Origin of the sequence: Streptomyces zagrosensis (assembly GCF_014203645.1) — a bacterium.
Lineage (GTDB): Bacteria > Actinomycetota > Actinomycetes > Streptomycetales > Streptomycetaceae > Streptomyces > Streptomyces zagrosensis.
Map to the genome: position 1 here is coordinate 62,174 of NZ_JACHJL010000006.1, position 15,230 is coordinate 77,403.

A 15,230-nucleotide genomic window follows, 5' to 3' on the forward strand; every position below is an offset into this window, starting at 1 on the left:
TAAAATTTGCAATCACTCCAAGTTTGGAGGCTGTCCATCCCGCCGCGCGGTCAGGCTTACGATGGAGGCATGGCAGAGGGGCTCAGAGAGCGCAAAAAGCGGCAGACGCGGCAGCACATCTCGGACATGGCGACCGGGCTCTTCTTGGAACGCGGCTTTGACGCGGTGACGATCGCGGAGATCGCCGCCGCGGCGGACGTCTCCGTCAACACCGTCTACAACTACTTCCCCGCCAAGGAAGACCTGTTCTTCGACCGCAGCATGGGCGTGATCGACCGGCTGCCCCGCTACGTGCGCGGCCGTGAACCGGGGGAGTCCGCTGCCCTGAGCGTCCTGCGTCAATTCCGTTTCGAGGTCGAGTGCGTCTCGCCCACCGTCGGACTGTTTGACGGCTACGACCGCTTCATGCGCGTCATCGAGGGGGCGCACGCCCTCAAGGCGCGCCTGTGGTACCTCCAGCAGGAAGTCATCGAGTCCGTCGAGCGCACCCTGCGCGAGGAGGCCGGGGCGGCGGCTGACGATCCGCTGCCGATGCTGGTCGGCGGGCAGCTCGCCTGGATACAGGGAACCCTGATGGGCTTTGTCGGCCGCGAGATGGTGGCGGGCCGTAAGGCGGTCGAGGTATCGCGCGAGGCACTCGTCTTGCTGGATGAGATGGAGGACCTGATCAGCGAGCGCGTCCTCAACTACGCGGTGCGGCCCGCCCCATGACCGCCGCCGGTGTGATGTCCGTCATGTGAGACGTGACGCGCATCTCTTCCCCTGCCGCTGGGGCCCTGACGCCCGCTAAGGTCCGCCCCAGAGCCGAAATTCCAGCGTGTGGTGGGGGCGCCGTGGCCCCCGGCCGGTAAGGGAGAAGCAGTGGCCAAGAAGCTTGCCGTCATCGGGGCCGGACTCATGGGTTCCGGCATTGCTCAGGTCTCGGCCCAGGCGGGCTGGGAGGTCGTACTGCGCGATGTGACGGACGCCGCCTTGGCGCGGGGCAAGGACGGCATCGAAGCCTCGTACGCGAAGTTCGTGTCCAAGGGCAAGCTGGCGGCCGACGCCGCCGAACAGGCCCTGGCCCGCATCACCACCACCACTGACCTCGACGCCGCCGCCGACGCCGACCTCGTGGTCGAGGCGGTCTTCGAGAAGATCGACGTCAAGCGGGAAATCTTCAGCACGCTCGACGGCCTGGTGAAGGACGAGACGATCCTCGCCTCCAACACCTCCGCCATCCCGATCACCAAGATCGCGGCGGCGACCTCACGGCCGGATCGGGTCGTGGGCACGCACTTCTTCTCGCCGGTCCCGATGATGGCGCTGTGCGAGTTGGTGCGCGGCTACAAGACCAGTGACGAAACCCTGGCCGCAGCCCGCGAGTTCGCCGAGAGCGTCGGCAAGACCTGTGTCGTCGTCAACCGCGACGTCGCCGGCTTCGTCACCACCCGGCTCATCTCGGCGCTCGTGGTCGAGGCGGCCAAGCTGTACGAGTCGGGCGTCGCCACCGCCGAGGACATCGACATCGCCTGCAAGCTCGGCTTCGGTCACGCCATGGGGCCGCTGGCCACCGCAGACCTCACCGGCGTGGACATCCTGTTGCACGCCGCCGACAACATCTACACCGAGTCCCAGGACGAGAAGTTCGCCCCGCCGGAAATCATGCGCCGCATGGTGGACGCGGGCGACATCGGCCGCAAGAGCGGCCGGGGCTTCTACCCGCACAACTGACCTACGGGGGCACGAGGGTCCGGCTCCAACAGCGCGGGCCCGGGTCCCCAATGCAGGGGGCGGATGCCGCGTGGGCGGGTAAGTGGACCGTACGAACGGGCCCTGCGGACCCGTACGAACGGGCCCCGTGAACCCGTACGAACGGCGCCCGCGACGTCCGTCCACCTCATAGAAAGGCCCGCACTCCACGGGCCCACCCCATGGGGTGAATTCGGTATCGGTTCGCTTACGGGCGGCAACTTTGCCGTATGAGAGGCAGTCAGTTCTGTAGACCGAAGATCACGACGACGCACCATCCGGGGAGCGCATATGCACATCAAGGGCGACCACGCTGAGCTGGTCGTCGGGGGCCGACTCGACATCCGTAGCGCGGCGGACGCCCGTACAGCCTTCCACACCGCCGTAGACGGGGGCGGCGGAGACCTCGTACTCGATCTGTCCGGACTCGACGCCTGGGATGCCACCGGGCTCGGCGTCATCATGGGCGCCCACCGCAGGGCGGGCCGCGTCGGCCGCCGTCTGGTGCTGCGCGACGTACCGCCGCAGATGCAGCGGCTCCTGGTCGCCACCCGACTGCACCGGATTTTGGCCATCGAAGGCGGCCTGGAAGTGGCATCCCTGCCCCGGGTGTGAGGTTCGTCGGCCACGGGCGCGACGCACCCGCCCGGCCGCGGAGCCGTACGCACCGCGTGGAGTGGGCAGCCATGGTGAGGGATGAGAGACGCTCGCGGGCCGGCACGCTGGCGGGCGATCCTCACCATCTCGTGATGTCCGGGCGGCACGGCGCCCCCGGGGTTCAGAGATACTGAGTAAAGGTTTAAAGTTCGGAACCGCCGCGCGCTATGCCAGGTGGATACCGGACACGATGCGGCGGCCGGGCATCTTCCCGCCCATGACGGAACCGTCGCGAACCAGCCCGCTGAACACACGGCACGCAGCTCTGGGGGGCTTTCACCATGGACCCGACGCACCGGGGACCTGAAGAGCACGGCCAGGACGCTCCGGGCGGCGCAGCGAGCAGCGGCGCCCCCGGCGGCCACCCGCGCCGCTCGCACCACCGCGGACCACAACTGCCCGCCATCGGCCCCCACGACCGTGACCACGGCGGCGCACCCTCGCCCGGCATCGCCCGCACCGCCCGGCTCACCTCGGGCGACTACCTGCTGACGATCAACCCCATCGACGGCAGCGAGATCGAACAGTGCCCGCCGGGCAGCGCCCACCGCCCCGCCACGCCCGAGCGGCACACGCCCGAAGAGCGCGCCGAACTGCGCCGGGCGCAGGCCACAACGCGCTCCACCGTGACCGCCGGCGCGGGCGCCATCGCGGCCGGCACCGGCCAGTTCGAACTGCCGCTGCTCGAACGCGAGGAGGAGCGGGATCGGCTGATACGGCTGCTGGCCCGCGGCCGTTCCGTACGGCTCACCGGCCCGCCGGGCACCGGCCGCAGCTCGCTGCTCGACGCGGTCGCCGATGGGTGTGACGACATCGCACCGGACGGCGTAGTCCGGCTCTCCGGATACCGCCGCACCGCAACCGACCTGCTGTACGCGCTGTGCGCCGCCGTCTACCGGATGCCTACGCACCGCCCGGACCGTGCCCAACTCCTTGAGCTGACGCGTGACATCGGTGCCGTCGTCATCCTCGACGACATCGAGTTCGGCGGCACCGCGCTGGACGACTTCCTTGATGCCACACCCGAATGTGCCTTCTTGATCGCCGCCACACCCGATGTGGCGGCCCCGTCCCCGGGCGCGTATCTGGAGGAGGTCGCACTTGGCGGCCTCAGCCGCGCCGCCTGCATGGAACTGCTCGGACGATTGGTGCGCCGGCCGCCCACCGACGAGGAAGCGGCCTGGGCGGCGGACCTGTGGTTCGAGTCCGAGGGACTGCCGCTGCGCTTCGTTCAGGCCGCGGCGCTGCTGCGGCACCGCGATCGGTCAGCGGCGGCTGCCGCTGACGTTGACCTGGTGGCGGACGCCGCGCCCGGCGATGCGTCCACGGGCCCCGTTCAGGTCGCCCACGAGCAGCAGGGTGCTCACGAGGACCGCGGTGCGCACGGTACGCAGGATGCCTCTGAGGACGCGCTCGCTGACGCCACATCGGATGAGATCGCCGCCTCGATCGAGGACCAGGACGGTGCGCGGGACGCGCCGAGCGTTCCCACGCTCACCGAGGGAGTGGCGCCGGCCGCGCTGCTGGCCGCCATGGTCAGCGAACCGGCCCGCGAGACCCTACGGTTCGCGCTCGCCCTCGGCGGGGAGTGCCCGCACCCGGCCCATCTGCCCGCGCTCATCGGCGACCCGCAGGCCGACGCCGCCATCGCCGACCTGCTCGGCTGCGGCCTGATCACCCCGGCGGGCAACCATCACCGGCTGGTGAACGGCGTTGCCGCGCAGCTTGAGGCGGCCGGATTCCAGGAGAACGCGACGGCACGCGCCCTCACCGCGGCTCAGCACTACGCCTGGTGGGCCGGGCACCCCTCGGTGGCCGCACGTCGCGCCGCGGACGAGGGCGACGCCATACTCGGCGCGCTCTCCGCGCTCGTGAGCGCCCGCGACACACCGAGCACCCCCGCCACCGGCCGCGCGCCCGGCGCATCGGGCGCACCGAGCGCCCAGCAGGGGGCGCAGCCAGCGGGGCCCGGGACCGGCGGCGGGCAGCGCGTGGGGCAGCTCAGCGCCGCCGTGCTGCTGGCGCGCACGGCCGCCCCGGCCTTCGCCGCCGGGCTCCACTGGAGCGCCTGGGAACGCTGCCTACGCCATGGCCAGGAGGCCGCAAGACTCGCCGGCGAGGTCGCCGAAGAGGCGTACTTCCACCATGAGTTGGGCGTGCTGGCACTGTGCACGGGCCAGCTGGACCGAGCCCGCGCCGAACTGGAGGCGTCCATCTCGCTGCGCGGCGTGCTCGCCGACCGGCGCGGTGCCGTCGCCGGGCGCCGCGCGCTGGCCCTGGTCGTGGATCGGACCGGGATCTCAGCGCCCGGCGGCCTCGACACGCTCGGCGCCCTCACGGCGGGCGATGAGCCGCCTGACGCACCGGCGAGCCAGGCACGGGACGGCGCTGGTGCCTCGCCGCAGCAGGGCCCGAACGATACGAAGGTGAGCACCCCGCGGCACGTCGCGGGCGACACCCTCAAGGGCACGGCGGTAGGACTCGGCGCGGTGGCGTCCGGTAGTGGCGCGGGCTCGGGTGCCGGCGCGGGCTCCACCGGTGGTACGGGCTGGACCCGCGGTGGCTGGCGCTCCTCCGTGCGGCGCCTGCCGCTGCTCATCGCGGCCCGCAGAAACGTGGCTGCCGCGGGCGCAGGGGCGCTCCTGGTCGCGGTGCTCGGCACGGTGGTCACCCTCGGTGCCACATCGGGCGACGACGGGGCGCCGGACCGGGGCAAGCCACAGCAGAGCACATCGCGCCATGACGACGCCGACGAGGATCGGGCGGCCGACGAGCCGGCCCGGGACGCGACCGGCGGCGACACCCGACCGGGCCAGACCGCGGCGCCCGGCACGACGGGGGCGGCGAGCCCATCCGCATCCACCGGTACGAGCCAGAGCCCCAGCGCCTCGCCCACCAGCGGCTCCGGCACCCCGTCAACGGGCAGCCCCTCCACATCGGGCAAGCCCACGGACCCGAAGCCGACCGGCCGCCCGACCAAGCCCACCGAAACGCCGACGACGCCGACCGATCGTCCGACGAGCCCCACGAGCTCGCCGACCAAGCCCACGGACCCGCCGACCAAGCCGACCGATCCCCCCACGGAGCCAACGGACCCGCCCACCACGGCCCCCACGACGGACGCGCCCCCGCAGACTCCCACCCAGATCACCACCGGCCCGAGCACCCAGACCCCGGAAGCGACCACGGCCAACCCGACCGTGTGACCCGCAACGCGGCGCCCGCACCGGGACGGGTGCGGGCGATCGGCTCGTACGCGGGGTACGGCGTACGGGGCACGGGCCGGGGGCGCCAACGAGTCTGCGCCACCGCGGCCCACGCGGCGCGTCACGCGACCCGTACCGCAATCCATGGCGCGAGCCACGACGAAATCATCGGTGCCATCGGTGCCATCGGTGCCACCGGCGCCGTCGTCGATGGCGTCCTCAACTGGGCGCAGCAATAGCCGTGTTGAGGGCGGGGCCGTAGGGGAGCGTCAGAAGAGTAGAAGAGCGTCAGAAGATCAGAAGAGGCGCAGCTTGTCGTCTTCGATGCCGCGCATCGCGTTGTAATCGAGTATGGCGCACCCGATACCGCGGTCCGTGGCGAGCACGCGAGCCTGCGGCTTGATCTCCTGCGCCGCGAAAATGCCCTTGACCGGGGCCAGATGGGGATCGCGGTTGAGGAGTTCCAGGTAGCGAGTGAGCTGCTCCACGCCATCGATCTCGCCGCGTCGTTTGATCTCCACCGCGACCGTCACACCGTCCGCGTCCCGGCAGAGAATGTCCACGGGGCCAATGGCAGTGGGGTATTCACGCCGAATCAGGGTGTAGCCCTTACCGAGCGTTTCGATGCGGTCGGCCAACAGTTCCTGGAGGTGCGCCTCCACCCCGTCCTTGATCAGGCCGGGGTCCACGCCGAGCTCGTGGGAGGAGTCGTGCAGCACTTCCTCCATGGTGATGATGAGCTTCTCGCCCCCCTTGTTCACGACGGTCCACACGCTGTCGTCACCCTCCTTGAGGGTGCACGGCGGAGACATCCAGTTGAGGGGTTTGTAGGCCCGGTCGTCCGCGTGGATGGACACGCTGCCGTCTGCCTTGACCAGGATCAGCCGAGGCGCGGAGGGAAGGTGGGCGGTGAGCCGGCCCGCGTAGTCAACGGAGCAGCGGGCAATGACGAGACGCATGGTCGGCAACGCTACTCGACGCTGGGCCGTCCACGCGATTCGTCCGACGATGGGCCCTTCGCTGTTGGCCGGTAGTAAGTGCACCGTCCTGGTGCGGGGCACCGTGGCCGAATTACCGTTGCAGCGGGGCGTCGTCACACGAGTACGCTGCGTCGCGGCTTCCCGCCCCCCCATCCGCAGGACCCCGGTCCCCGGGGTCGCGAGAGGAGAACTCATGTCGCTCGACGTCTCACCGGCCCTGCTCGAACAGGCCGAGCGAGGCGAGGTCGATGAAGCGATGTTCATCGACTGCGTCCGGACCTCCCTGCCGTATGCCTGGGAGATGGTCAGCTCTCTAGTGACTCAGCTCAAGGCGGACGGTGGCGAGATCGCCGACAACCAGGTTCCGCCGCCGGACGAGCAGGCGCGCGGGCAACTGCTGCGTGCGCTGGCCAGTGACGCGATACGCGGGTCGTTAGAGCGGCACTTCGGAGTGCGGCTGGCCTTCCAGAACTGCCACCGGGTAGCGGTCTTCCCGTTCGGCCCGTCAGCCGACGACCGGCTTGCTCGCTTCACGTCCATCCGCGGTCAACTGCTGAATCAGTCTCCGCAACTGCGCGACTGCTGATGCGCTGCCGCTGCCGCTCCACATGCGGGAGGAGCCCAACGCTGGGGCGGCAGCTGCTTCGCGGCCTGCGCGGCACCCGACACATCGCGCACGACAGGTAGCGACCCCGGGCCCAGCCCGCGCCACCCGTGCCGCAAGCCGGTGTGGTGGGGGTCGCTCAGCGGAGCTGTGGCAGCACTTCCTCGCCCAGCCGGCGCACGTTCTCCTCCGTGCCGGTCAGCTCGCCGGAGCCTTCGACCAGGAAGGCGAACCGGTCGATGCCGGTGCGCTCGGCGCTGGCGGCGAGCAGGTCCGCGCAGTACCTGGGCGGGCCGACCGGGTGCAGCGCGCACAGCATCTCCGCGTACGCCCGCGGGTCACGCATCGACCGCCGCCGCCCATCCACGGTCGTATACGCGTCGAGGCCCTGCCGTAGCCAACCAGGCATCGCCTTCAGCAAGCACTCCGCCGCGTCCTCGCGGGAGTCCGCGATCTGGGCGACGCCCGTCGAAACATGGCCGGCCGCCACGACCATCTCCGGCGCGTGCCCCGCCGCGAGCGCCGTCTTGCGCCACAGCGCAACCATGTCCGCCTTCTCCTCATCGCCGCAGTGCATCCCGAGCAGCATGGGCAACCCCCGCTCGGCGGCGATTCGTACGCTGCGGGGCGAGACGCATGCGACGATCACCGGCGGCCCGTCTGCGGCTACACCATCCATAAACTCATCCACTCGCGGTACGACGGGGACCTCGCGAAAGACGAACTGTTCTCCGTCCGCCCCGACCTCTGGCTCCCGCAACCAGCGCAGCAGGAGGTCGAGCGACTCGGGGAACCCCTCCTCGTACGCCCGCAGGCCCGTGCCGAAGACCTCAAGATCAATCCAGGGCCCGCCGCGCCCCACGCCCAGCGTGAACCGACCACCCGTGGTGAGATGAAGCAGGGCCGCCTGCTCACCCAGTGCGACGGGATGGGTCGTTGACAGTACGCTCACTGCCGTGCCGACGCCGATGCGGTGCGTGCGCCCCAGTACGAGGGCGGCGAGGGTGGTCGCGGACGGGCACACTCCGTACGGGATGAAATGGTGTTCTGCTAGCCAGACCGCATCGAGCCCCGACTGCTCGGCGACCTCAGCGATCCTGACTGCCCTGCGTAGGGCCTCCCCCTGTCCTTGGCCCGGAAATTGCGCGGCCAGGACAAATGCTCCAACGCGCATCGCTCTCTGCCTCCTCTTGCAGCCTCGCGACCGACGCGGCCCCCGCTGGCAATAACGCCTGTCACGTGCCAAGGGCACGGCTCGGCAAGAAGTTTTCATGATGATCAGGAGATGGGGCGAGTCGGAGCCCGCCCTACGGCATCCCGAGGCGGTGACGACAGCCCTTACGCTGGTAACAGCCCGTAGCCCCCGCCGAGTCCACGAGGTGCCCCATGTCCCCGCGCCGAAACCGCCCCCGAGGCGGCGAGAAGCCAGCAGAGCGTCCCGCAGGGGGCGTGACAGGGTTGGAACGTAGGGAGAGTTGGCGGGGGGAGGAGTGGCTGGTGCGGCCGGTGGCGGGGTCCGCGGCGGGCAAGCGCTACCGCTGCCCGGGATGTGATCAGGAGATTCCGCCGGGCGTGGGGCATCTAGTGGCCTGGCAGCAGTACGCCGGAGTGGACGACCGGCGGCACTGGCACCGTGCGTGCTGGAGCGCACGAGACCGCCGGAGCGCGAGGCTCCAGCGGTCTCGTAACGCGCCCCGCTACTGACGCGTCCACCGTGTCCACCGTGTCCACCGTGTTCACCGCGCCTCGGCAGGGGCCGGCGGGGTCGGCTGGTTGCTGACGGGGCCGGCGGTTTGCAGACGGGACCGATGGGTTGCTGACGGGCCGTCAGGAAGGCGAAGTCTCTAGCCCCAGGCCCGATGGGTCGAGCTGAACGGGATGGACGCTAGCCACTGGTCAGTTGGTCCTCAGCCGCAAGAGGCGCGACAGCAGACCCCGGGCATCTCGCACTACCGACCACCGGGCCGTAGCGATGCGAGAACAGGGCTGACCAAGGACGTCAGACGTCCCGCTTCTCCAGCACCGCGAAGGCGCCGGCCATTGCCACGCCCGCGACGATGATGACGATCAGCAGCGGCTCCCAGCCGGAGGGCCCGGAGTCCGAGATGGTGTTGCTGTACAACACGCCGAGCTGGCTGGGCACCGAGTAGTCAAGCAGCGCCTCCTGCACATCTTGTAGCGCCTCGCCTTGCATGAACAGTGCCAACACCATCGGCAGCAGTACCAGGCCGATCATGACGGTGATCGCCCCGGCGGAGTGGCGCAGCAGCGAGCCGACGCACAGTGCGAGCAATCCGAGCGCGGCCACATACAGGCTGACCCCGATGGTCGCCTTGACCCAGTCAGCGCTACTGGAATCACCTGCGCCCCGGTGACCGCCCAGTATGCCGTCGTTAATGAGCGCGACCAGGGTGGTCGAGGCGAGCGTCACCGCGAAGGACAGGCCGAAGAACACGAGCGTCTTGGCCACGAGCACCCGGCCGCGGCTCGGGCACGCGGTCAAGGTGGTACGGATCATGCCCGTGCCGTACTCCGACGAGACGACCAGCACCCCGAGCGTGATCACGCACATCAAACCGAGCAGCACCCCGAAGAAGCCGAAGGCCAGCGGCGATTCGCCCTCCAGGTCGGTGTCGCCACTGGAGATGCCCACCACGGTCAGCAGGCTGATGCCCACCACGAGCGCGACCATGACGCTCAGCGTCCACACCGTGGAACGCACCGACTTGATCTTGGTCCACTCGGAGGCGAGCGCATGCCCGAGGTGCGTGGGCTGAATCGGGATCGGCGAGCTGTAACCACCGGGCGCGAAGCCGCTGCCCTGCACTGGAGCGTGCGCCTGTGCGTAGGGCGCCGGCGCCTGGGGGTGCCCGTGTGCCGGCGCGTACGCCCCGGTCTGCTGCGGTACGGGCGGAGCCTCCAGCGTCTGGAGCTGCTGCGGCTGCTGCTGCGGCTGCTGGGCCTGATGTGCCAGCGGCGGCTGGGCCGGCTGGGCTTGCTGGGCCGGCGGCTGGGCCGGAGCCGATGACGGGGGCTGCTGCGGCTGCGCCGGTGCGGCCTGGGCGGGGGCCGGCTCGCCTTGCTGCGGCTGCTGGCTGACCAGCGGTGCGGTGGGCGCTGCCGGGGGCTGCGCGGCGGGGGTGCCCTGCGGCTGCTGAGGGGTGGTCATCGGGCGTCCTCGTTGTCGCGCTTGTTCAGGTCGGCGGGGGCGGCGGGCGGCTGCGCCGCGGGGGAGGGGGCCGGGGCGGAGGGGGCTGCGGCCTCGTACGGGCTCGGAGCAGTCGGCTGGTCCGGCAGGGCGCGCAACTGCGTGGTGCGCGGCGAGCCACCGGCCGCCTGCTGGGGCGGTGGCTGGTGCGGCGTCGGCTGCTGCGGCAGTGGCTGACCTGGGGCCGCTGCGGCGGGGCCTGGCTGCTGCGCCGGGTAGGGCTGCTGGCCCGGGGCGTACGGGTGCGGTGGGCCGGACGCGTAGGGGTTCGGCTGGCCGGGGGCCATGCCGGGCCCCTGCGGCGCGGGGTGGCCCCAGCCCTGCGGGGGCCCGGGCTGGACCGGCTGGCCCGGCGCGAGGCCCTGCTGGAGCCCAGCGCGTAGATCCTGCGTTGAGCGGTAGTCCACGGCGCCCTGCGTCATGCGCATGTACGCCTCTTCCAGCGAAGCCCGGTGCGGCGACAGCTCCCACAGCCGGATGTCCGCACCGTGTGCGAGGTCGCTGATCCGTGGCAGCGGAATTCCGGAGACCCGCAGCGCGCCGTCCTGCTCGGGCTGCACCTGCCCGCCAGCCTCGGCGAGGGCGGCCAACAGCTTCTCGCGCTGTTGCGGCTCGGTGTCCGGGGTGCGTACCCGGGCGAAGTCGGCAGAGTTGGCCGAAATGAAGTCGGTCACACTCATATCGGCGAGCAGCTGACCACGGCCGATGACGATCAGATGGTCCGCGGTAAGCGCCATTTCGCTCATCAGGTGGCTGGAGACGAAGACCGTACGGCCCTCGGCTGCGAGCTGTTTCATGAGGTTACGCACCCACAGGATGCCCTCCGGGTCGAGACCGTTGACCGGCTCGTCGAAGAGGAGTACCTGCGGATCGCCGAGCAGGGCCGCCGCGATGCCGAGCCGTTGGCCCATGCCGAGCGAGAAGCTCTTGGACCGCTTTTTGGCCACCTCCTGGAGCCCGACCACGCCGAGCACCTCGTCCACCCGGCGGGCCGGGATGCCGGAGAGTTGCGCGAGGCACAGCAGATGGTGACGCGCGCTGCGGCCACCGTGCACGGCCTTGGCGTCGAGGAGCGCGCCGACCTGCCGCGGGGCGTTCGGCAGCCGGCGGAACGGATAACCGCCCACCGTGACCTGACCCGCGGTCGGCTCGTCGAGGCCCAGGATCATGCGCATGGTCGTCGATTTGCCGGAGCCGTTGGGGCCCAGGAAACCGGTGACGGCGCCTGGCCGCACCTGGAAGGACAGGTTGTGCACGGCCGTCTTGGCGCCGTAGCGCTTCGTCAGGCCGACTGCCTCGATCAATTCTCCGCCCCTCGCGAGATCGTCGGGACGTCAACCAATTGGCGGGACGCCCCCGTGAGGGTTAGGAGGATAACGGTGAGCTGACGGTTCCACTTCTGCCGCGATCGATGTGAGGCCCGGCACACCGGCACCGCAGCACTGGCCCTTGCGGTGGCTGGCCATCAATGCCACTCGTGTCGTACGCGGCGCTTAGGCATCCCGCTTCTTCAGCGAGATATAGCCGCCTACCAGGGCCGCGAGTACCCACAGCGCCATGATGAAGATGCCGCCCCAGGGCCCGTACGGGGCGTCGTCGCCGGTCTCCACCACCTGCATGATGCGTGAGCCCGCCTGGTCGGGCAGATACTGGCCGACCTTCTCGGTTGCCGAGACGTTGCCCAGGATGTTCGAGATGAGGAAGAAGAACGGCATCAAAATGCCGAGCGAGAGCATCGGGCTGCGCAACATCGCGGTGACACCCATCGCGAATACCGTGATCAGGGTCATATAGATCGCGCTGCCGAGCAACGCTCGCATGACGCCCGAGTCGCCGAGTGCCGCCTTGTGGTCGCCGAGCATGGCCTGGCCCGCGAAGAAGCTGAGGAAGCTGATGACAAGGCCGACCACGAACGCCAGCAGCGTGGCCACGGCGATCTTGCTGAAGAGGAAGGTGAAGCGCTGCGGGACCGCCGCGAGCGAGGTGCGGATCATGCCGGTGCTGTATTCGTTGGAGACCACGAGCACACCGAAGACGATCAATGCAAGCTGGCCGAGGCCGATGCCGGCGAAGCTGATCTGCGTCGGATCGAATTCGAGCTTGTCCTGGCGAGACATGTCGTCGAATTCATTCTTGCTCACGGCGCTGATCAACATGGACAGGGCCACCGTCACCACCAGCGCCAGCGCCATGGTCCAGACCGTGGAACGCACCGACCTGATCTTGGTCCACTCGGACCTGAGTACCTGCGTTGCGACCGCCATCGTCAGGACCCCTTCTTCCGCTGCCAGTCAGCTCCCCAGCCGCCCGACTGGCCGCCTTGCTGCCCGGGCCCCGGTTGGCCAGGTTGGCCAGGTTGGCCCGGTGGAGAGTCCGGCCCCTGCTGTGGGTAACCCGGAGGCGGGTATCCGCCGCCCGGTGGCACCTGCCCGCCGCCCGGTGGCATCGGCGGCGCACTCGGCGGCATCGCGCTGCCGGGAGGCCCCGGCGGCACAACCCCCGGCGGCACAACCCCCGGCGGCACAGCCGCCCCAGGAGGCACCGGCTGGGCCTGCGGTCCACCCGGTAGCGGGCCGCCGTAAGGGGCACCCGGCACGAGCGGATGTGCCCCCGTCGGCCCCGAGTGCGCGTGGTACTCCACCGACTCCGCCGTGAGCTGCATGAACGCTTCTTCGAGCGACGCCCGCTGGGGGCTCAGCTCATGCAGGACGACCTGGTGGCGCGCGGCCAACTCGCCGAGCTGCGCCGGGTCGGCACGGTCCACCTCAAGGGCGCCGTCCACCGCGACCAGCGCCGAGTAACCCGCCTCCGACAGCGCCTCACGCATCCGCTCGTGATCGGGCGTGCGCACCCGTACGTACGAGCGCGAGTTCTGCGCGATGAACTCCGACATCGACGTGTCGGCCATCAACTTGCCCTGCCCGATGACCACCAAGTGGTCGGCGGTGAGCGCCATTTCGCTCATCAAGTGGCTGGAGACGAACACCGTACGTCCCTGTGCGGCCAGGTTCTTCATCAGGTGGCGAATCCAGTGAATGCCCTCGGGGTCGAGGCCATTGACCGGCTCGTCGAACATCAGTATCTCGGGGTCGCCCAGCAAGGCCCCGGCTATGCCGAGCCGCTGGCCCATACCGAGCGAAAAGCCCTTGGAACGCTTCTTCGCGACCGAGGAGAGGCCGACCGTGTCCAACACCTCGCTGACCCGGCTCGTCGGAATGCCGTTGCTCTGCGCGAGACACAGCAGATGGTTGTACGCGCTGCGCCCGCCGTGCATGGCCTTCGCGTCGAGCAGCGCACCGATGTGCTTGAGCGGTTCGTGCAGCTGTCGGTAGTGCTTGCCATCAATACGGACATCTCCGGCCGTGGGATTGTCCAAGTCGAGCATCATCCGCATCGTCGTGGACTTCCCCGCCCCGTTCGGCCCCAGAAATCCGGTGACGATCCCGGGGCGCACGGTGAACGTCAGCCGATCCACGGCGAGCTTGTCGCCGTAGCGCTTGGTCAACCCCACAAGCTCGATCATGCAGGCCACGCTAAGGGCCGCACGGCTCACACGCCACCCCACGGCAACGGCGCCTCGCACCACTTTCCGTGGTGCGAGGCGCCGTTTGCTGAGCGTTTCGGGGTCACAACCGACTGGATACCTTTCGGCTACCGGCCAGCCATCGGCCGACTACCTGCGCGAACCGCTCGCTTCCGAGCGTCATCGCCGTCATCTGCCACCGGTGACCGCGCCCGTCCGATGGCCGCCGACAAGCCGCTGGACCCCAGCGAACTGCCTGCGCTCGTACCAAGTGCCCGTCTCGACGGGCTGGACCGGCACCCGCCCCGGCGCCGCCCCAGAGCAAAGAGGCTCCGACCGGCGCCGGTACGCGGCGTGCCGACAGTGTGTCAGCGGCTCTGCTGCGCCGGAACGCCGCGCTGCATCGACTCATCCTCAGTCGGGGAACCGGCCGCTGCGACCGCCGCACCCGTGAGCGTGGCCAGCATCTCGCGGACGTTGGTGAGCTGCGCGTTGATGCTGTCGCGGCGGTTGGTGAGCGCCGCCAGCTCGCGCTCGGACTCGCTGCGGACGCGGTCGGCCTTGGCGTTGGCGTCGGCCACGATGTCCTCGGCCTGCCGCTGCGCGGTCTCCACGGTCTGCCGGGCCCGGCGCTCCGCGTCCGTACGCAGCTTCTCGGCCTCCAGGCGAAGCTGCTCGGCGCGGTGCTCGATCTCCGCGAGTCGCTTCTCCGCCTTGGACTGACGCGACGCCAGGTCACGCTCGGACTGCTCGCGGCGCTTGGCCAGGTTGGTCTCGAAGTCTGCGGCGGCCTGTGCGGCCTTGGCGCGGGTCTCCTCGAAGAGGGAGTCCGCCTCCTCGCGCTTGGTCTGCGCGTCCTTCTGCGCGTCGGTGCGCAGCGTGCTCGCGTCGGACTTCGCCTTCTCGACGATCCGCGCGCCCTCGTCCTCGGCCTTCGACTTGCGCTCGGAGGCGAACGATTCGGCGTCGTTACGCACCTGCTGCGCGGCGGACTCGGCCAGCTCGCGGTGCTGCTCGGCGGCGCGGCGGGCCTCCTCGCGCAGGTCCTTGGCCTCCTCCTCGGCGAGCCGCAGGATCTTCTCCACGCGCGCACCGAGTCCCGCGTAGGACGGCTCGGAGTCATTGACCTGGGCTTGCGCGTTCTGCGTTTCGAGGTGCAGCTCCTCGATGCGCTTTTCCAGGGAGGTGATGCGTGCCAGGGCGCTGTCTCGGTCGGCGACGAGCTTGGTAATGCGGTCGTCCACCTGACCGCGGTCGTATCCACGCCGCACGAGCTCGAAGCCGAAGGGGGAGGAAGTGTCGCTCATGGGGTTCCTGTCGA

At 70.0% G+C, this 15,230-nt stretch carries 13 protein-coding genes and 1 pseudogene; 7 read left to right on the forward strand and 7 right to left on the reverse strand.

Going from position 1 to position 15,230, the window contains the following annotated elements; translation table 11 throughout:
* Nucleotides 1–69 precede the first annotated feature (69 nt).
* The 5 genes from FHS42_RS13530 (at nt 70) to FHS42_RS13550 (ending at nt 5,833) form a co-directional block, all read left to right on the forward strand.
* Nucleotides 70–711: a TetR/AcrR family transcriptional regulator gene (locus FHS42_RS13530; RefSeq protein WP_184572447.1), complete on the forward strand. Its 642-nt coding sequence runs from the start codon at nt 70–72 to the stop codon at nt 709–711.
* A 150-nt stretch (nt 712–861) separates the two neighbouring features.
* The gene (locus FHS42_RS13535) at nt 862–1,713 is read left to right on the forward strand and encodes a 3-hydroxyacyl-CoA dehydrogenase family protein (RefSeq protein WP_184572448.1); all 852 of its coding nucleotides are present in this window, start codon (nt 862–864) and stop codon (nt 1,711–1,713) included.
* Nucleotides 1,714–2,022: 309 nt separating this feature from the next.
* Complete coding sequence (locus FHS42_RS13540; RefSeq protein ID WP_184572449.1) at nt 2,023–2,346, forward strand: STAS domain-containing protein; 324 nt, start codon at nt 2,023–2,025, stop codon at nt 2,344–2,346.
* A 323-nt stretch (nt 2,347–2,669) separates the two neighbouring features.
* On the forward strand, nt 2,670–5,594 hold the full coding sequence (locus tag FHS42_RS13545; RefSeq protein WP_184572450.1) for an ATP-binding protein: 2,925 nt from the start codon (nt 2,670–2,672) through the stop codon (nt 5,592–5,594).
* Entirely contained in the window at nt 5,591–5,833 is a 243-nt protein-coding gene (locus tag FHS42_RS13550; protein WP_184572451.1) for a hypothetical protein, read from the forward strand. Before FHS42_RS13545 ends, FHS42_RS13550 begins: the two co-directional genes overlap by 4 nt.
* A gap of 57 nt (nt 5,834–5,890) precedes the next feature.
* Here the strand turns inward: FHS42_RS13550 and nucS are convergent, their stop codons facing one another.
* Nucleotides 5,891–6,553 carry an endonuclease NucS gene (nucS, locus tag FHS42_RS13555; RefSeq protein WP_184572452.1) on the reverse strand — a complete coding sequence of 221 codons (663 nt, stop codon included), beginning with the start codon at nt 6,551–6,553 and terminating at the stop codon, nt 5,891–5,893.
* 214 nt (nt 6,554–6,767) lie between these two features.
* Here nucS and FHS42_RS13560 point away from each other — a divergent pair, with 214 nt between their 5' ends.
* On the forward strand, nt 6,768–7,160 hold the full coding sequence (locus FHS42_RS13560; RefSeq protein ID WP_184572453.1) for an SCO5389 family protein: 393 nt from the start codon (nt 6,768–6,770) through the stop codon (nt 7,158–7,160).
* A gap of 157 nt (nt 7,161–7,317) precedes the next feature.
* Here the strand turns inward: FHS42_RS13560 and FHS42_RS13565 are convergent, their stop codons facing one another.
* Nucleotides 7,318–8,352, reverse strand: coding sequence for an LLM class flavin-dependent oxidoreductase (locus FHS42_RS13565; protein ID WP_184572454.1), 1,035 nt, complete (start codon nt 8,350–8,352; stop codon nt 7,318–7,320).
* A 212-nt stretch (nt 8,353–8,564) separates the two neighbouring features.
* Between FHS42_RS13565 and FHS42_RS37010 the strand changes: the two genes are divergently transcribed.
* The gene (locus FHS42_RS37010) at nt 8,565–8,882 is read left to right on the forward strand and encodes an Rv1322 family protein (RefSeq protein WP_246494715.1); all 318 of its coding nucleotides are present in this window, start codon (nt 8,565–8,567) and stop codon (nt 8,880–8,882) included.
* Between the two features lie 295 nt (nt 8,883–9,177).
* Here FHS42_RS37010 and FHS42_RS13570 read toward each other — a convergent pair whose 3' ends face one another.
* The 5 genes and pseudogenes from FHS42_RS13570 to FHS42_RS13590 all read right to left on the reverse strand — a co-directional run bounded on the left by FHS42_RS13570 (nt 9,178) and on the right by FHS42_RS13590 (nt 15,216).
* Nucleotides 9,178–10,101, reverse strand: coding sequence for an ABC transporter permease (locus FHS42_RS13570; RefSeq protein WP_376772597.1), 924 nt, complete (start codon nt 10,099–10,101; stop codon nt 9,178–9,180).
* 242 nt (nt 10,102–10,343) lie between these two features.
* Nucleotides 10,344–11,690 carry an ABC transporter ATP-binding protein gene (locus FHS42_RS13575; protein ID WP_184572456.1) on the reverse strand — a complete coding sequence of 449 codons (1,347 nt, stop codon included), beginning with the start codon at nt 11,688–11,690 and terminating at the stop codon, nt 10,344–10,346.
* A 189-nt stretch (nt 11,691–11,879) separates the two neighbouring features.
* Nucleotides 11,880–12,650 carry an ABC transporter permease gene (locus tag FHS42_RS13580; protein ID WP_184572457.1) on the reverse strand — a complete coding sequence of 257 codons (771 nt, stop codon included), beginning with the start codon at nt 12,648–12,650 and terminating at the stop codon, nt 11,880–11,882.
* 293 nt (nt 12,651–12,943) lie between these two features.
* Nucleotides 12,944–13,909: pseudogene (locus FHS42_RS13585) on the reverse strand (ATP-binding cassette domain-containing protein); the annotation flags it as partial.
* Between the two features lie 368 nt (nt 13,910–14,277).
* Entirely contained in the window at nt 14,278–15,216 is a 939-nt protein-coding gene (locus FHS42_RS13590) for a coiled-coil domain-containing protein (protein ID WP_184572458.1), read from the reverse strand.
* Nucleotides 15,217–15,230: the final 14 nt, after the last annotated feature.

Bases quoted from the DNA above. Each gene is read 5' to 3' on its own strand.
- nucS (WP_184572452.1), bottom strand. From the start codon at position 6,553: ATGCGTCTCGTCATTGCCCGCTGCTCCGTTGACTACGCGGGCCGGCTC.
- FHS42_RS37010 (WP_246494715.1), top strand. From the start codon at position 8,565: ATGTCCCCGCGCCGAAACCGCCCCCGAGGCGGCGAGAAGCCAGCAGAG.
- FHS42_RS13565 (WP_184572454.1), bottom strand. From the start codon at position 8,352: ATGCGCGTTGGAGCATTTGTCCTGGCCGCGCAATTTCCGGGCCAAGGA.
- FHS42_RS13545 (WP_184572450.1), top strand. From the start codon at position 2,670: ATGGACCCGACGCACCGGGGACCTGAAGAGCACGGCCAGGACGCTCCG.
- FHS42_RS13580 (WP_184572457.1), bottom strand. From the start codon at position 12,650: ATGGCGGTCGCAACGCAGGTACTCAGGTCCGAGTGGACCAAGATCAGG.
- FHS42_RS13530 (WP_184572447.1), top strand. From the start codon at position 70: ATGGCAGAGGGGCTCAGAGAGCGCAAAAAGCGGCAGACGCGGCAGCAC.
- FHS42_RS13590 (WP_184572458.1), bottom strand. From the start codon at position 15,216: ATGAGCGACACTTCCTCCCCCTTCGGCTTCGAGCTCGTGCGGCGTGGA.
- FHS42_RS13560 (WP_184572453.1), top strand. From the start codon at position 6,768: ATGTCGCTCGACGTCTCACCGGCCCTGCTCGAACAGGCCGAGCGAGGC.
- FHS42_RS13540 (WP_184572449.1), top strand. From the start codon at position 2,023: ATGCACATCAAGGGCGACCACGCTGAGCTGGTCGTCGGGGGCCGACTC.